The organism is Acidipropionibacterium jensenii DSM 20535 (assembly GCF_000425285.1).
GTDB classification, from domain to species: Bacteria; Actinomycetota; Actinomycetes; order Propionibacteriales; family Propionibacteriaceae; genus Acidipropionibacterium; species Acidipropionibacterium jensenii.
The window spans coordinates 111,409-125,903 of sequence record NZ_AUDD01000001.1; the positions used below are offsets into that span (position 1 = coordinate 111,409).

Consider the following 14,495-nt stretch of genomic DNA (forward strand, 5'->3'; position numbering starts at 1 on the left):
ATGCGGTCAGCCTCTCACGCCGTCTCCCGCGCACGATCCTTCGAGTGAGGCCGGCCAGGAGCGGATTCCATCGCCTCGGGCCTGCCCACCACCAGCCGGAACCCGGGGCGCGCCGGGGTCCCCTCGGGTGCCGGACCGGTGCGCACCACCGCTGCCGCCTCGGCGGCGCGCTGCCGCAGTCCGGCGATGCCATTGCCCCCCGAGGAGTCTCCGGAGGACGACGCGACGCCGTCTCCGTCATCGGTCACCGTGATCGAGGTTGCGGAGAGCTCCACCCGGCAGTGCCGTGCCCCGGAGTGCCGCACGACATTGGTGACCCCCTCCCGCAGCGCCCAGGCGAACAGGGTCCGGAGGTCCTCGGGGACCTGGTCGATCGCACCGGGCAGTTCGTGACGGATCTGCGCCGCGTCCAGCATCTGGTGGGCCCGGCCGATCTCGGCGGCCAGGGACACATCCCGGTAGTCGTTGACGGTGGCCCTCACCTCGGCCAGTGCCGAGCGGGTGAGGGAGCGGACGTCGGACAACTCGGCGCGCGCCCGGAGGGGGTCGACGTCGATGAGTCTTTCGGCCAGTTCCGCCTTGACTGAGATCGCCGTGAGTGAGTGTCCCAGCAGATCGTGCAGGTCGCGGGCGATCTGGTTGCGGGTGTCGGCGATCTCCAACTCGTGCTCCCGGCGCTGGAGAAGCTCTCTCTGGTGGAGTCGTTGGGCGCCGATCCGGCCGAAGGCGGCCCCGGCCCCACCGCTCAGCACGGCAAATGCCCAACCCTGCAGGTCGGGGAAGTGGGTCCAGATCCGCAGGCTGAGGTAGAGCACCAGCGCCAGGAGCAGCCCGATCGCTGCGGTGACCCGCCATGAGAAGTCGAGGCCGATCAGGATCACCGGGTAGACGAGGAGCGCCAACCCGCCGGACCCCAGGGTGGAGATCACCACCGCCCCGCCGGCCAGCAGGATCGACAGCCAGGGCCATATCTGCCCCGCTGGCACCTCGCCGGTCTCGCGAAGCCACCCCACCGAGTACCAGCAGCCGACGGTGAAGGCGCACAGGGCGATGACGGTCGCGGTGAGGGCGATCCAGCACCTGGCGCCGCCCACCGCCAGGGCCGACTCCACGACCGAGGGCAGGCAGAGGAACCAGAAGAGGAACCACACCAGGCCCCTCGGGCTGCGTCGACCGGGAGGAAGCCGCAGCCCGCCGATGGTTCTGCTCCGGCCGGTTCCCGTCATCGTCGCCCCTGTCTGCTCCACCATCCCGCGCCCAGTCATTGTGCCCTCCCCGGGGAGACGCACCACGGGCCACGGTCCCGGGATCAGACCCGAGCGGTGTCGCGGCTCATCAGCCATGCCGCACCTGAGACGAAGGCGGCCAGCCATCCGATGATGTTGACGGCCTCCCCGATGCCGAACCCTCCCGCCCCGAAGGGCACCAGGGCGAGCTGATGGATCCCCCACATCGGTGCGATCCGGGCGATGTGACCCAGCACGCTGGACGGGTCGACGGGGACGAACATCCCGCTGAGGAAGGCCAGCATCACGACGGAGAGATTGGTGACCTGCATCGCACTGTCGGTGGGCAGCAGATACCCCATGAACAGCCCGAAGGCGGAGAACAGGCCGGATCCGAGCCACGCCAGCAGCCCACTGAGGATCGTGATGTGGAGCGGCTGGTCGAGCCCCTTGATCACCGCGGTGACGCACACCGCCGCGATCGACAGGGCGCCGACGAGCATCCCCACGACCCCCTTGACCAGGACATATGCCACCGGCGAGAGCGGGGTGAGGCGCAGCTGTCGGCTCCAGCCGGCCGCCCGTTCCATCGAGACGGCGGTGCCGGCTCCGGTGGTGGAGATGATCGCGCCGTAGAGACCGATGCCGATCATCACCATCCCGGCCACCGTGCCGTGCCCGTAGGGGATGTGGTTGTACCTGTCGGAGCCGACCATCCAGAACAGCACGACCGGCAGCAGCAGGGCCAGGATCATGGTGCGCCGGTTGCGCACCACGCGCAGCAGTTCGACACGCAGCAGGGTGGGGTTGAGACCGCCGAACGGGGGAACCGAACGGGCGGTGGAGCCGATGGCAGTCATGCGAGGACCTTCTGGTGGGAGTGGGCGAGGGGAGGGGCGCCGGCGGTCGTGCTGGAACCGATGGCGCCGGTGGTGCCGGTGGAGCTGGTGAGGGCGATGAAGGCGTCCTCGAGACCTCGGGAGGAGATGTCCAGGTCGGCGGCGGCTCCCTCCCGCAGCAGGGCCAGGGCGACCGGATCGGTGTCGTCTGCGACGACGGTGAGGGCACTGCCGAGGACCTCGACCGCCTGGAGGTCGAGTCCGCCCAGGATTCCCAGCACCTTCCCCCGGTCGATCCCCGGCTTCAGGGTGGCTCGCAGGGTACGTCCCGAGACCATCGCCCGGATCTGGGCGCCGGTGCCGTCGGCGACGATCCGTCCCGACCTCATCAGGATGATCCGGTCGGCGAACTCATCGGCCTCCTCCAGGTAGTGGGTGGCGAACAGGACGGTCCGGCCCAGCGCGGCATCGGCGTGGATGGCCTGCCAGAAGCTCCGCCGGGCCTCGACGTCCATCCCGGTGGTCGGCTCGTCGAGGATCATCAGTGCGGGATCGCAGACCAGGGCCATCGCGAACCGGATGCGCTGCTTCTCCCCGCCGGAGCACTTGCGCACCTGGCGGGAGGCCAGCGACTCCAGCCCGGCCCGCTCGACCGCCTCGGCCACCCGGACCGAGTGGCTGAACAGGCTTGCGGTGATCTCGACGGTCTCCCGGACGGTGAGATCGGGGAGCAGGCCGCCGGTCTGCATCACCGCCGCGACCAGGCCGTGGGCGACCGCGTCCCGTGGTGGGCGGCCGAACACCTCGACGGCCCCTCCGGAGGGGTTCGCCAGGCCCAGGATCATGTCGATGGTGGTGGTCTTTCCGGCTCCGTTGGGGCCCAGCAGGGCCACCACCTCGCCGGGTCGGATGTCGAGGCTCAACCCGTCGACGGCGGTGACGCAGTGGCCCTGGCGGCCGCGGAATGACTTGTGCAGGTCGGCCAGATGGACGGCCGGTGATGAACTCATGGCTCCACGGTGCCCGCCGGGAGGCGACCGTACCTGGCGCGCATGTCATCATTTCGACGGTGACATTCGTCACGGGTGCGGCTCGCGGGGCGCCGGTCCCGGTCCCACCCCGAGTTCCCATCGGGGCGCAGGAGGCGAAAGGATGACCCCATGGCCATGCCGACGGACCTCGAGATCGCCCGCGCCGCCCACCTGGACCCGATCGGGGAGGTGGCGGCCCGCGCCGGGATCGACGATGAGTTCCTGGAGCTCTACGGTCGCGACGTCGCCAAGGTCTCCCTGGACGCGATCGCGGCCAACCGGGACCGCCCCCGGGCCAAGTACATCGTGGTCACCGCGATCACCCCGACCCCCCTGGGGGAGGGCAAGACGACCACCGCGGTCGGCATCGCTCAGGGCCTGGCGGCGATCGGCAAACGCTCCATGCTGGCTCTGCGGCAGCCCTCGATGGGCCCGACCTTCGGCATCAAGGGCGGGGCGGCCGGCGCCGGGTACTCCCAGGTGCTGCCGATGGAGAAGCTCAACCTGCACCTGACCGGTGACTTCCATGCCATCACCGCGGCCCACAACCTGCTCGCGGCGATGATCGACAACCATCTCCACCACGGCAACGCCCTGGACATCGAACCGCACTCGATCTCCTGGCGCCGGGTCGTCGACATCAACGACCGGGCGCTGCGCAATGTCATCGTCGGCCTGGGCAGCCGGATCGACGGCGTCCCCCGGCAGAGCGGCTTCGACATCACCGCGGCCAGCGAGGTCGGCGTCATCCTCTCGCTGGCCACCTCCCTGCACGACCTGCGCGAGCGACTGGGCCGGATCGTCATCGGCTACAACCGCGACAAGGAACCGGTCACCGCCGAGAACCTGCACGCCGCCGGGTCGATGGCCGTCATCCTCAAGGACGCCCTCAAACCCAATCTCCTGCAGACCACCGAGAACACCCCGGTCCTGGTGCACACCGGTCCCTTCGGCAATATCGCCACCGGCAACTCCTCGGTGGTCGCCGACATGGTCGGTATCGGCTGCGCCGACTACCTGCTCACCGAGGCCGGTTTCGGCTCCGACATGGGCGCCGAGCGGTTCTTCAACATCAAGTGCCGGGTCTCCGGGCTGCACCCCGACGCCGCGGTGATGGTGGCCACCGTCCGCGCCCTCAAGGTCCACTCGGGCCGGTACACCGTCAAGCCGGGCCGGCCGCTGCCCTCGGGGATGCTCCTGGACAACCCCGACGACGTGTGGGCCGGCGCTCCCAACCTGCGACGCCACATCGAGATCGTCCGCAGCTTCGGGGTGACGCCGGTCGTCGCCCTCAACGTCTTCCCGACCGACCACGCCGACGAGATCGACGCCGTCCGCCAGATCGCCGAGGAGTGCGGGGCGCACTTCGCCGCCTCCACCCATGTCGTCGACGGCGGTGCGGGGGCCGCCGATCTGGCCCGGGCGGTGGTGGCCGCCTGCGAGGAGCCGGCCCGGTTCCGCTACACCTACCGGCTCGAGGCGCCGCTGGCCGACAAGATCGAGGCGATCGCCACCCGGGTCTACGGCGCCGACGGGATCGACCTGTCGCCGGCGGCCGCCCGGGAGCTCGCCCACTTCGAGGACCTGGGCTACGGCCACTTCCCGGTGGTGATGGCCAAGACCCACCTGTCGCTGTCCCACGATCCGGCCCTCAAGGGGGCCCCGACCGGCTGGCGACTGCCCGTCCGGGAGGTGCGTGCCGCCGCCGGGGCCGGCTACGTCTACACCATCTGCGGGGACATGCGCACGATGCCGGGGCTGGCGAGCCATCCGGCGGCCGAACGGATCGACATCGACGCGGACGGCAACACGGTGGGGCTGTTCTGAGGTCGGTCCTCGGAGCCTAGACTTCGCCCATGGCCAGTCAACGCGCCGATGACGCCCGCCGACGGATCGAGCTCGAGGAGCAGGACCGTCGCCGTGAGGGTGCTGCCGCCCAGGTCCTCATCGACGGGTTCGTGGTCGCCGCCCGGGACCGGGGGATCGCCACCGAACCGCTGATCGCCCAGCTTCTGGACGGGCACACCGCCCGGACCGACCGGCACGGCTGGTACCTCAACGCCAGCCACAGCCTGGCGATCGGGGAGAACGGCGAGTACTTCCAGCTGGTGGTGGCCGGCGGCTTCAGGGAACGGCTGCGCGGGGTGAGGCTGGAGACCTCGCTGCCGCCGCTCCATGTCGGACGTGGCGGTCGCGACGGGGAGACCGGCTATCTCAAGGAGTTCCTCGCCTGGCGGTTGGCCGCCGGCTGACACGCCGGGGCGCAGCGAAGAATCTCAGGGGGTGCCGGGTGCGGTGCCCCCGGGCAGGGCGGCACGGGCCCTCCGCCGTCTCAGGATCCCGGGATGGCTGATGCCCAGGTACCAGGCCAGTCCCAGAGCGACCGCCAGGAAGACGTAGGGCATCATCTTGAGCCGGGTCTGGTTGTGGTCCTTGACCGCGACGACCTCGCTGTTGATGTCGCCGTCCTGACTGCGGTCCAGGACCAGGGTGACCTTCTGCCCCAGCGTGTAGGAGCTCGCCCTGGTGTACGGATTGCTCGTGACGGTGCGGGTCCTGCCGTCGCGCTGGTACTCGATGACCGCAAGTCGGTCGCCGGAGGGCTGGGAGACCAGGTGGAGGGGGCCCGATCCGACACTCGGCGCGTGACGGAAGCCGACCACCGTGCCCTGCACGGTGTCGCCGTGGCGCTGGAACATGTCGTAGCGGTGGCCGAGGATGAAGAACAGGCAGCTCACCGTCAGCAGATACACCACACCCAGCACGGCCAGGACACTGCGCCATTTCGTCATGCCCACCAGAGTACGACCGCGATCACTCCAGATACCCTCTGATCTCCCCGGCGTGGCGCCTCATCCTCCGGATCGCCCGGCTGCACCGCGCCCGTACCGCCTCGGCGCTCATCCGGTGCGCCCGGCCGGCCCGGTAGCTGGACATCTCCAGGACGTAGACGCTGGAGAGCAGGGGCAGCTGGGAGCGGGCCACGATCCCCAGGGCGACGGCGGCACCGAGGACGGCCAGGGCGAGCTGAGCCTGGTCGGGGTCATTCTCGACGACCGGCATGTCGTGGATCTCCCAGGGGATCTCCCGGGCGGCCAGCCGGCGCCGCGGCTGGCACACGGCGTACAGCGCGTCCAGACCGATCGTGGTGGGGACGGTGGTGGCCGGGCTCACCTTTCCGGTCCTGATCCGCAGCCAGGCCTCCGCGAGGTAGTCGTCGAGGCTGCTGCTGGGGTCCCGGCGGGCCATCCGGGTCAGCATCGGGAAGACCACCTGGAGCAGGGCCTGGCAGGCCAGACCGGCCAGCAGCCCGTCCTGCTGGGCGGCGAGCACGGTGGCACGGGCCAGCTGCGGGTCGGTGCGGATCGCGGCGGGAAGCTGGTGGGGGAGGGTTCCGGGACGCACCGGAAGGTCCGCGATGACCTCGGCGGCCCAGGGCTGGTCGACGGTGTGCAGCCACTCGTGGTGCAGGCGGTCACCGGTCGTGACGGTCATGACAACACCTCCTTGGTGTGTGTGGCATCTCAGGAGCCACACCACCAAGGAGGTGTTGTCAGACATGTTGTCGGCGGTTCGCCGGATGTATCCCGTTCGGTCCGGGTGTTGCCCGAGTCGGTCCGGGTGTTGTCAGCACCCGGAGAGGTGTTGTCCGGGACCCGCGAGGTGTTGTCATCGAGGTCCTGGTCGAGCGCACACCTACTCCTCGGCCAGAGCCTCCGTCGGGGTGGCCTTCGCCGCCCGGCGTCCCGGCAGGATCGAGGCCAGCGAGGCGGCGACGAAACAGATCGCGATCAGGCCGATAGTGGTCGGCCAGTCGACTGCGAACTTCACCGACAACGGCGCCCCGGACATCTTGAACACCGACTTGATCCCCAACCAGGCGAAGAAGCCGCCGGAGATGATGCCGACCAGCACCCCGGCCATCACCATCTGGACCGCCTCGAAGAACAGCATCAGGCGCAGCGATCCGCGCTGCATGCCCATCGCGCGCAGCAGGGCCGACTCCCGGCGTCTCTCCACCACCGACAGCCCCAGGGTGTTGGCGACCCCGATGAGGGCGATCACCACCGCCACCCCGAACAGGGTGGTCATCACGATCAGCAGGATGTTGAGGACCTGTTCGATGGCCGCTGCATAGAGGGCACCGCCGCCGAGAATCACATCGGGGTTGCGCTGTTGGATGCTGACGATCGGAGCCAGGGTCTGGGCCATATCGGTCCGCTCGGCCATTGCCGCCCAGACCGCCACGACCGGTGGCGCCTGGGTGAGCTTCGCCAGATCGGCGCTGTTCACCATCGCCACGCTGGAGTTCTCCATGGCCTTGGAGACGGTGACGGTGAGATTGAGGGTCCCCCTGGCTCCCTTGACGTCGACATGGTCACCGGTCTTGAATCCCGCATCGGCACTCATCAGCACCCGGCCGGGCGCCAGCTGATCGGCGGTCGTCGAGCTGACCGGCCGCAGCTGAGAGGCGTCGGCCCCCATCACCAGGGTGGGGGAGTCGCTGTCGCTGATGACCATCGGCGCTCCGCGCAGGGAGATCTGCGACTTGAGATTGGGCAGCTTCGAGAAGTCGGAGACGGTGGCGCTCGGCAGCGCCACCGAGGTCGCCGGTTTCGGTTCACCGGTGTTGACGTCGTAGGTGACGGCCTGTGCAGTGACGCTCAGATCGACGGGGAACTGCTCGTCGATGAGATCCAGGACGCTCTGGCGGGTGGTGGCGGTGCCGATCTGAAGGGTGACGATGATCCCCACTGCCAGCATCAGGACGCCGGTGGTCAGAGCGGTGCGCACCGGGTTGCGGACCGCATTGGCCGTCGAGAGTCTCGCGGTGGCCCCGAAGGGCCGGATCATCAGGCCCAGCCCGCGGATCACCCAGGGCACGTAGACCGGCGTCGAGAGGAGGATCCCGATCCCCAGCAGGGCCACCGATCCCATCGCCCAGGCGATGTTCCACCTGTCGACCCTCAGTGCCTGCCAGGCCAGCAGGGCGCCGGCCACCACCAGCACCGAGCTGATGATCACCAGGGCCACCGAGGTGCGCCTGGTCTCGATCGTCGGTGCTGGGCGCAGAGCCTCCAGAGGAGCGACCCGGGTGGCTCTCAGGGTGGGGACGAAGGCGGCCAGCACGGTGGCCACCACCCCGATCCCGAACTCGATGGCCAGATCGGACCAGGGCATCACCAGGCCGAACCCCAGGGCCCCGGTGTAGGCCGCCCCGGCGAGCGCGATGAGAACTCCCAGCACGATGCCGAGCAGTGATCCGATGATCCCGATGATCACCGACTCGACGAAGAACTGCCCTCTCACCTGACCGCCGGAGGCGCCGACGGTGCGCATCAGGCCGATCTGGCGGCGGCGCTGGGCGAGCAGGATGAGGAAGGTGGTGAAGATGATGATCATTCCCACCATCAGCGCTACGCCGGCGAAAACCATCAGCATGTACTTGAAGACGTCGAAATTGCCGGTCAGTGCCGTAATGCTGCGGGCCCGGTACTCATCGGCCGGGGCCACCTGGAGATCCCCGGCCCTGGTGCCTGGCTTGGCCATCCCCGGCAGCTTCGAGACGGCCGACTGGATCGCCGTCGAGACCTGTCCGGGGTCGGATCCCGGGCTGGTGGCGATCAGCCAGACCGACGGCTGGAAGCCGGCGGCAATCGGCACCGCGGGATCGACGTAGACAGTCTGGGCGAACAGCGAGCGCGGGTCGTCGCTGATCCCGCTGACGGTCAGCTCTGTGGTGCCGGAGGCGACCTTGTCGCCGACCTGGACGCCGAGCTTGCCGGCGGCCTCCTCGGACAGGGCGATCTGGGTCGGCTGGGAGGGCCAGGACCCCGAGGACAGTCCCGCCCAACGGAAGCGTTCGGAGGGCAGTCCGTAGAAGGTTGCCTGGACTGCCTTGTCATCCTTCTGGACGATCTCGTTGGTCTGCAGGGCGGGTTCGACGGCCGACACTCCCTGGACGGCCTTGATGGTGCTGGTCACGTTGGCCGGGACGATGTTCTCGCTGGTGGAGCCGAGGTCGACGACCACGTCGGCCCTGGAGGTCACCAGGGACTCCTGCTGACCCAGGGCGTTGGACTGGGTGCGGATGAACACCGAGACGCCGACCATGAAGCCGATCGAGATGGCGATCGCCACCAGGGTGGCGACGTAGCGGCCCGGGTGGAAGCGGACCTCCTGAACAGCGTTGCGCAGCATCACGCCTCCAGATTCGCCATGGCGGTGCCGACCGTCTCGGCGGTCGGCGAGTCGATGTCGTCGACGATGCGCCCGTCCAGCAGCATGAGGGCCCGGTCGGAGTAGGAGGCGGCCCGCGCGTCGTGGGTGACCATGATGATGGTCTGGTGCAGATCGGTGGCGCAGTGCCGCAGGTACTCCAGCAGGGCGGTGCCGGACTTGAAGTCGAGGGCCCCGGTGGGTTCATCGGCGAAGACCACCGAGGGCTTGGCGATCATCGCACGGGCGCAGGCGACCCGCTGCTGCTGGCCTCCCGACAGTTCGGAGGGCCGGTGGTTCAACCGGTCGGCGATCCCCAGACCCTGGGTGAGCTGGTCGAACAGGGCCGGATCGGGGCTGGCCCCGGCCAGATCCAGCGGGAGCAGGATGTTCTGCCGGGCGGTGAGGGTGGGCAGCAGGTTGAAGGACTGGAAGATGAATCCCACCTCGTCGCGGCGGACCCGGGTGAGGGCCTTGTCGGGAAGCGTGCTGAGCTCCTTGCCCGCCAGCAGCACCCGGCCCGAGGTGATCCGGTCCAGTCCGGCCAGACAGTGCATGAGGGTCGACTTGCCCGATCCGGAGGGGCCCATGATGGCGGTGAAGGAGCCGCGCCGGAACTGGACGTCGACGCCGTTGAGGGCGACCACCTGGGTGGGTCCGGAACCGTAGACTTTCGTGACGCCGAGGGCCGCGGCGGCATCCTGGGCGAGGTCCTCGGGGCGGGGTCCGGCGGCCGGGGCTCCCGACTGCCAGGGCTGGGCCCCCGGGTAGGGCTGGGCCGGGTTCTGCAGGTACGGGGAACCCTGGGGCCCGGCCTCACCGCGCCGCGGCGTTCCGATCGGGGCCTCGGCATCCGGGGTCTCGGCGGATCCGACGGAGGGGTCGGGGGCGGAGGAACGGCGCGGCGGAGTCGACATGCGGCCACCCTACGGCCGCCGGTGCCGGTGGTTCTGTCGCACGGTGGCGTGGCGGCGAGATTGGCGGGGATCTTAGAACAGCCTCAGGGCACGCTCAGATGAGCCTCAGGGGACGCTCAGTCGAGGTTCAGGGCACCCTCAGAATGGGTTCAGATGAGGCCGACCTCGCGGGCGAAGAGCACCAGGCCGACCCGGTCGCGGCACTCCAGCTTGGCCAGCAGCCGGCCGATGTGGGTCTTGACGGTTCCCTCGGCCATGTAGAGGGTCTGGGCGATCTCGGCATTGGTGGCGCCCTTGGCGATCTCCACCAGCACTTCCTGCTCCCGGTCGGTGAGCACCGAGAGCCGCTCCTCGTTCTGCTTCGGGTTGCTCGGCAGCCTCGGGACGACGTGGTCCAGCAGGCGCCGGGTGGCCGAGGGGGCCACCACCGCCTCACCGGCGGCGACACTGCGGATCGCCGAGAGCAGTTCGGCGGGCCGGGCGTCCTTGAGCAGGAAGCCGGAGGCGCCCGCCTTCAGCCCGGCGTAGACGTACTCGTCCAGGTCGAAGGTGGTGAGGATCATCACCTTGGTGTCCAGCGGGGAGGCGGCGATCCGGCGGGCCGCCTCGACCCCGTCCATCACCGGCATCCGGATGTCCATCAGCGCGACATCGGCCGGGGTGGTGCGCAGCACGTCGAGGGCCTCGGCGCCGTTGGAGGCCTCCCCGACCACCTCCATGTCGTCCTCGGCCTCGATGAGCATCCGGAACCCGGAACGGACCAGGGACTGGTCGTCGACCAGCAGCACGCGAATCGGCTCGGGCATGGGACCTCCGGGGTGAGGGAACACCCCATCCTAGAGGGAGGTCAGCGTCCCGATCGAAGCGGCAGCAGGGCGCGCACCCGGAACCCGCGGTCGGCCAGTGGGCCGGTGTCCAGCTGGCCGCCCATCGAGGTGACCCGCTCCCGCATCCCCTGCAGGCCGTGCCCGCGGCCGTCCCCCTGGATCGCCTCGCCGTGGCCGTCGTCGGTGATGGTCAGGCACATCGTGGTGGGCCGGTAGTGCACCGCCACCTCGGCGTGGGCGGTCGGACCGGCGTGCTTGAGGACATTGGTCACCGCCTCCTGGACCACCCGGTAGGCGGTCAGTCCGAGGGCCTCGGGGACCTCCGGGCGCTCCCCGGTGACGGTGAGGGAGATCCGGTCCCCGGAGTGCTCCACCAGCTCGGGGATGTCGGTGAGTCCGGGGGAGGGGGAGAAGGCGGCCTTCTCGGACGGGTCCTGGCGCAGCACCCCGACGATCCTGCGCATCTCGACCAGGGCGTCGCGTCCGGTGTCGGCGATGATGTCGAGCACCTCGGGAGCCTTCTCGGGCTTCTTGAGGGCCAGCGCCTTGCCCCCCTCTGCCTGGACGATCATCACCGACAGGGAGTGGGCGACGATGTCGTGCAGCTCCCGGGCGATCTCATTGCGGGTGCGCTCCTCGATGACCCGGGCGTCCTGCTCCCGCTCGGCGAGGATGGACCGGTAGCGCTGAGCCTTGGCCATCCGCTGCTGGGAGCCGATCAGGGCCGCCTCGCGCAGCCGCCGACCGATCGCGTAGGGGGTGATCACCAGGCCGGCGCACACCGCCATCGACAGGAACCACAGCATCCAGGGGGTGCCGCCGTTGGCGGGGTAGTCGGCGGTCATCGCGGCGTGCCACCGGGTGGGCCCCAGGATGGCCCCCAGCGCCCCCGCCCACAGCACCCAGCGGGACTGCGGGCCGCCGGTCCAGCGCGCCACCGAGTAGGAGGCGATCGGAATGGTGAGCAGGGACAGCACCGGCCAGGGGACGATGATGAGCTGGATGGTGGCGCCCAGCCCGACCAGACCCATCATGAGCATCGGCTGGTCGCGGCGGATCGTCACCGACCCGACCATCACCATCGAGCTCACCAGGGCGGCGATGTACTCCGGACTCGGATGCATGATGACCGAGGTGACATAGGGCACCACCGTGAGAACGGTGAGCACCACGACCAGCGTGATGTCGACCCACAGCGCCCGTTCGGAGTCCTGGGGGCGGCCGTCGCCCAGCTCGGGGTTGAGCACCTCCTCCATGCCGGGGATCGAGAGCTGCTCCTCGGTGCGCGCCGCACCCCGGGTGGACCGGGTCGAGGAGAACCGCGTCAGGCGCGCACGAACACCGCTCCCGGACCTCTGCTGCGGTGCGGGGGCCGTCGCGTCACGCCCGCTGCTGCTCATCGTCACCAGTGTATGGACGGCCCTCAACCAGCCGTCGCGCGGGATTTGCCGTAGGATTGCCCCGGGCATCAACGCGACAACACTCAATGACGAAGGGCACGGTCAACGATGCGGATTCTCATCACAGGCGGAGCGGGATACATCGGGTCGACGGTCGGGTCGGCCTGCGAGGAGGCGGGCCACGAGGTGGTGGTCCTGGACGACCTGTCGGCGGGACGCCGCGAGTTCGTCCGCGACCGGAAGTTCTACCAGGGCGACGTCGCCGACCAGGACCTGCTGGACCGGGTGTTCACCGAGAACCAGATCGACGCCGTGGTGCACTGCGCCGCCAAGATCATCGTCCCCGAGTCGGTCGACCAGCCGCTGGCCTACTACGAGAACAACGTTGCCAAGACCATCAAGCTGCTGCAGGCGATGGCCCGCAACGGCGTCAACCGCATCCTGTTCTCCTCCTCGGCCTCCATCTACGCCACCGACGCCGAGTTCAAGGTCACCGAGAAGTCCGCCCTGGACCCGGGTTCGCCCTACGCCACCACCAAGTTCATGGTCGAGTTCGTGCTGCGCGACGCCGCCCACGCCTCCGACCTCAAGGCCCTGTCGCTGCGCTACTTCAACCCGATCGGGTCGGACCCGAAGCTGCGCACCGGCCAGCAGATCGAGCACCCCACCCACGTCCTGGGCAAGATGATCGACGCCTGGCTGGACAAGACCACCTTCACCGTCACCGGAGCCGACTGGCCGACCCGCGACGGGTCGGGGATCCGCGACTTCATCCACGTCTGGGATCTCGCCCGCGCCCACGTCGCCGCCCTCGAGCACCTCGACGAGGTGACCGCCGAGGATCCCTACCAGGTCTTCAACATCGGCACCGGCAACGGGGTCACCGTCAAGGAGCTGGTGGACGCCTTCGAGGAGGGCACCGGCAAGCCGCTGGACGTCGTCTACGGCCCGCCCCGTCCCGGTGACGTCGCCGGCGCCTACACCGTCTCGCACCGCGCCAAGGATCTGCTCGGCTGGAGCGCCCAGCTCACCCCGGCCGACGGCATCCGCGATGCCATCGCCTGGCTGCCCGAGCGCAAGAAGATCCTGGGCTACTGAGCCCCGGAGGACCGGCACGAGGATGAAGCACAGGTTCTGGTGGGGTCTGGTCGCACTGGCGGCCGGATGTCTGGTCGGCGGGCGGATCGACGCCCACCGACGCCGTCAGCGGGCCGCCCTGTGGGCGGTGGCGACCGAGGGAGTCTCCTCGGCCGACCCGCATCCCCGCTGGTTCTGAGCCGGGCTGGTTCAAGGCTGGGCTGGTTCAAGGCGGGGCGCCCCGTGGCGCGAGAAGGAGAAGACGATGGTCTCACTGGTGACCTTCGACATGGCCGGCACCACCGTCGATGACGGTGGTGCGGTGTCGCGGGCGCTGCGCGCGGCGGTCGAGGAGACCGGCGCCAGCGTCGCTCAGGAGGACCTGGAGGTCTGGTCCGGGGTGGAGCGGACCAGCGCCATCTCGGCGCTGATGGCGCTGGGCGGGGTGCACCCCGCCCGCGGTGCGGCACGCGCCCAGTTCCTGAGGTTCTCCACCATCCTGGCGGACAGCTGGCGCACCGACCCGCCGCAGGAGATCGCGGGGGCCACCGAGACCTTCGAGACCCTCCACGAGGAGGGCATCCGGGTGGCCCTCACCACCGATCTGAACGAGGCATCGGTGACCCCTCTGATGGAGGAACTGGGCTGGTGGCCGGCCCGCCGGCCGCTCATCGACACCGTCGTGACCGCCGACGACGTGGCCTCCGGGTGCCCCGCCCCCTACCTCATCCACCGGGCGATGGAGCGCACCCGGGTGGTCGACGTCCGCCAGGTGCTGGCGGCCGGGGACACCGTCGTCGATCTGCAGGCCGCCCGCAATGCCGGCGTGGCCCCGGTCAGCGTGCTCACCGGTGCCGGGGACCGGCAGACCCTGGAGGCGGCCGGCCCCGACTACCTGCTCGGGTCGATCGCCGAGCTGCCGGCGGTGATCTCGGCCGCCGGCTCGGCGATGGGCTGAG

14 protein-coding genes are annotated in these 14,495 nt (G+C 69.8%); 5 read left to right on the plus strand and 9 right to left on the minus strand.

All coding sequences use genetic code 11. The features are described 5' to 3' along the window. Positions 1–14 precede the first annotated feature (14 nt). Genes H590_RS14045 through H590_RS14050 form a run of 3 tightly spaced genes read right to left on the minus strand, consistent with a single transcriptional unit; the run spans position 15 to position 3,075 of the window. On the minus strand, positions 15–1,265 hold the full coding sequence (locus H590_RS14045) for a histidine kinase (protein WP_126412732.1): 1,251 nt from the start codon (positions 1,263–1,265) through the stop codon (positions 15–17). A gap of 44 nt (positions 1,266–1,309) precedes the next feature. Continuing rightward, a complete protein-coding gene (locus H590_RS0100540; RefSeq protein WP_028702015.1) occupies positions 1,310–2,086 on the minus strand; it encodes an ABC transporter permease in 777 nt (258 codons plus the stop codon). Continuing rightward, entirely contained in the window at positions 2,083–3,075 is a 993-nt protein-coding gene (locus H590_RS14050; RefSeq protein WP_051238005.1) for an ABC transporter ATP-binding protein, read from the minus strand. Before H590_RS14050 ends, H590_RS0100540 begins: the two co-directional genes overlap by 4 nt. Positions 3,076–3,225: 150 nt before the next feature. Here H590_RS14050 and H590_RS0100550 point away from each other — a divergent pair, with 150 nt between their 5' ends. Both H590_RS0100550 and H590_RS0100555 read left to right on the plus strand, forming a co-directional pair. Further along, positions 3,226–4,923 (plus strand): formate--tetrahydrofolate ligase, encoded by a 1,698-nt coding sequence (locus tag H590_RS0100550; RefSeq protein ID WP_028702016.1) that lies wholly within the window; start codon positions 3,226–3,228, stop codon positions 4,921–4,923. Positions 4,924–4,952: 29 nt separating this feature from the next. Then, entirely contained in the window at positions 4,953–5,348 is a 396-nt protein-coding gene (locus tag H590_RS0100555; RefSeq protein ID WP_028702017.1) for a hypothetical protein, read from the plus strand. A gap of 24 nt (positions 5,349–5,372) precedes the next feature. On the opposite strand, the gene H590_RS14055 is transcribed toward H590_RS0100555, so the two are convergent. The 6 genes from H590_RS14055 to H590_RS0100585 form a co-directional block, all read right to left on the minus strand. Further along, positions 5,373–5,888, minus strand: coding sequence for a DUF3592 domain-containing protein (locus H590_RS14055; protein ID WP_051238006.1), 516 nt, complete (start codon positions 5,886–5,888; stop codon positions 5,373–5,375). A gap of 22 nt (positions 5,889–5,910) precedes the next feature. Then, positions 5,911–6,591, minus strand: coding sequence for a hypothetical protein (locus H590_RS14060; RefSeq protein ID WP_051238007.1), 681 nt, complete (start codon positions 6,589–6,591; stop codon positions 5,911–5,913). A gap of 201 nt (positions 6,592–6,792) precedes the next feature. Beyond that, entirely contained in the window at positions 6,793–9,297 is a 2,505-nt protein-coding gene (locus H590_RS0100570; protein ID WP_028702018.1) for an ABC transporter permease, read from the minus strand. After that, positions 9,297–10,232, minus strand: a complete 936-nt coding sequence (locus tag H590_RS0100575) for an ABC transporter ATP-binding protein (protein WP_028702019.1) — start codon at positions 10,230–10,232, stop codon at positions 9,297–9,299. Before H590_RS0100575 ends, H590_RS0100570 begins: the two co-directional genes overlap by 1 nt. A gap of 149 nt (positions 10,233–10,381) precedes the next feature. Next, positions 10,382–11,038, minus strand: coding sequence for a response regulator (locus H590_RS0100580; RefSeq protein WP_028702020.1), 657 nt, complete (start codon positions 11,036–11,038; stop codon positions 10,382–10,384). Positions 11,039–11,079: 41 nt separating this feature from the next. Beyond that, positions 11,080–12,459, minus strand: coding sequence for a sensor histidine kinase (locus H590_RS0100585; protein WP_028702021.1), 1,380 nt, complete (start codon positions 12,457–12,459; stop codon positions 11,080–11,082). A gap of 108 nt (positions 12,460–12,567) precedes the next feature. Here H590_RS0100585 and galE point away from each other — a divergent pair, with 108 nt between their 5' ends. From galE to H590_RS0100600, 3 genes are all read left to right on the plus strand, one after another. Then, positions 12,568–13,557, plus strand: coding sequence for a UDP-glucose 4-epimerase GalE (gene galE, locus H590_RS0100590; RefSeq protein WP_028702022.1), 990 nt, complete (start codon positions 12,568–12,570; stop codon positions 13,555–13,557). A 22-nt stretch (positions 13,558–13,579) separates the two neighbouring features. Further along, on the plus strand, positions 13,580–13,735 hold the full coding sequence (locus H590_RS18195) for a hypothetical protein (protein WP_154655305.1): 156 nt from the start codon (positions 13,580–13,582) through the stop codon (positions 13,733–13,735). 66 nt (positions 13,736–13,801) lie between these two features. Then, positions 13,802–14,494 carry an HAD family hydrolase gene (locus tag H590_RS0100600; RefSeq protein WP_028702023.1) on the plus strand — a complete coding sequence of 231 codons (693 nt, stop codon included), beginning with the start codon at positions 13,802–13,804 and terminating at the stop codon, positions 14,492–14,494. The last annotated feature ends 1 nt before the right edge of the window (position 14,495 follow it).

Excerpts from the sequence above, each read along its gene's own strand:
- H590_RS14045 (WP_126412732.1), bottom strand. The coding sequence starts at position 1,265 with ATGACTGGGCGCGGGATGGTGGAGCAGACAGGGGCGACGATGACGGGA.
- H590_RS0100540 (WP_028702015.1), bottom strand. The coding sequence starts at position 2,086 with ATGACTGCCATCGGCTCCACCGCCCGTTCGGTTCCCCCGTTCGGCGGT.
- H590_RS14050 (WP_051238005.1), bottom strand. The coding sequence starts at position 3,075 with ATGAGTTCATCACCGGCCGTCCATCTGGCCGACCTGCACAAGTCATTC.
- H590_RS0100550 (WP_028702016.1), top strand. The coding sequence starts at position 3,226 with ATGGCCATGCCGACGGACCTCGAGATCGCCCGCGCCGCCCACCTGGAC.
- H590_RS0100555 (WP_028702017.1), top strand. The coding sequence starts at position 4,953 with ATGGCCAGTCAACGCGCCGATGACGCCCGCCGACGGATCGAGCTCGAG.
- H590_RS14055 (WP_051238006.1), bottom strand. The coding sequence starts at position 5,888 with ATGACGAAATGGCGCAGTGTCCTGGCCGTGCTGGGTGTGGTGTATCTG.
- H590_RS14060 (WP_051238007.1), bottom strand. The coding sequence starts at position 6,591 with ATGACCGTCACGACCGGTGACCGCCTGCACCACGAGTGGCTGCACACC.
- H590_RS0100570 (WP_028702018.1), bottom strand. The coding sequence starts at position 9,297 with ATGCTGCGCAACGCTGTTCAGGAGGTCCGCTTCCACCCGGGCCGCTAC.
- H590_RS0100575 (WP_028702019.1), bottom strand. The coding sequence starts at position 10,232 with ATGTCGACTCCGCCGCGCCGTTCCTCCGCCCCCGACCCCTCCGTCGGA.
- H590_RS0100580 (WP_028702020.1), bottom strand. The coding sequence starts at position 11,038 with ATGCCCGAGCCGATTCGCGTGCTGCTGGTCGACGACCAGTCCCTGGTC.
- H590_RS0100585 (WP_028702021.1), bottom strand. The coding sequence starts at position 12,459 with ATGAGCAGCAGCGGGCGTGACGCGACGGCCCCCGCACCGCAGCAGAGG.
- galE (WP_028702022.1), top strand. The coding sequence starts at position 12,568 with ATGCGGATTCTCATCACAGGCGGAGCGGGATACATCGGGTCGACGGTC.
- H590_RS18195 (WP_154655305.1), top strand. The coding sequence starts at position 13,580 with ATGAAGCACAGGTTCTGGTGGGGTCTGGTCGCACTGGCGGCCGGATGT.
- H590_RS0100600 (WP_028702023.1), top strand. The coding sequence starts at position 13,802 with ATGGTCTCACTGGTGACCTTCGACATGGCCGGCACCACCGTCGATGAC.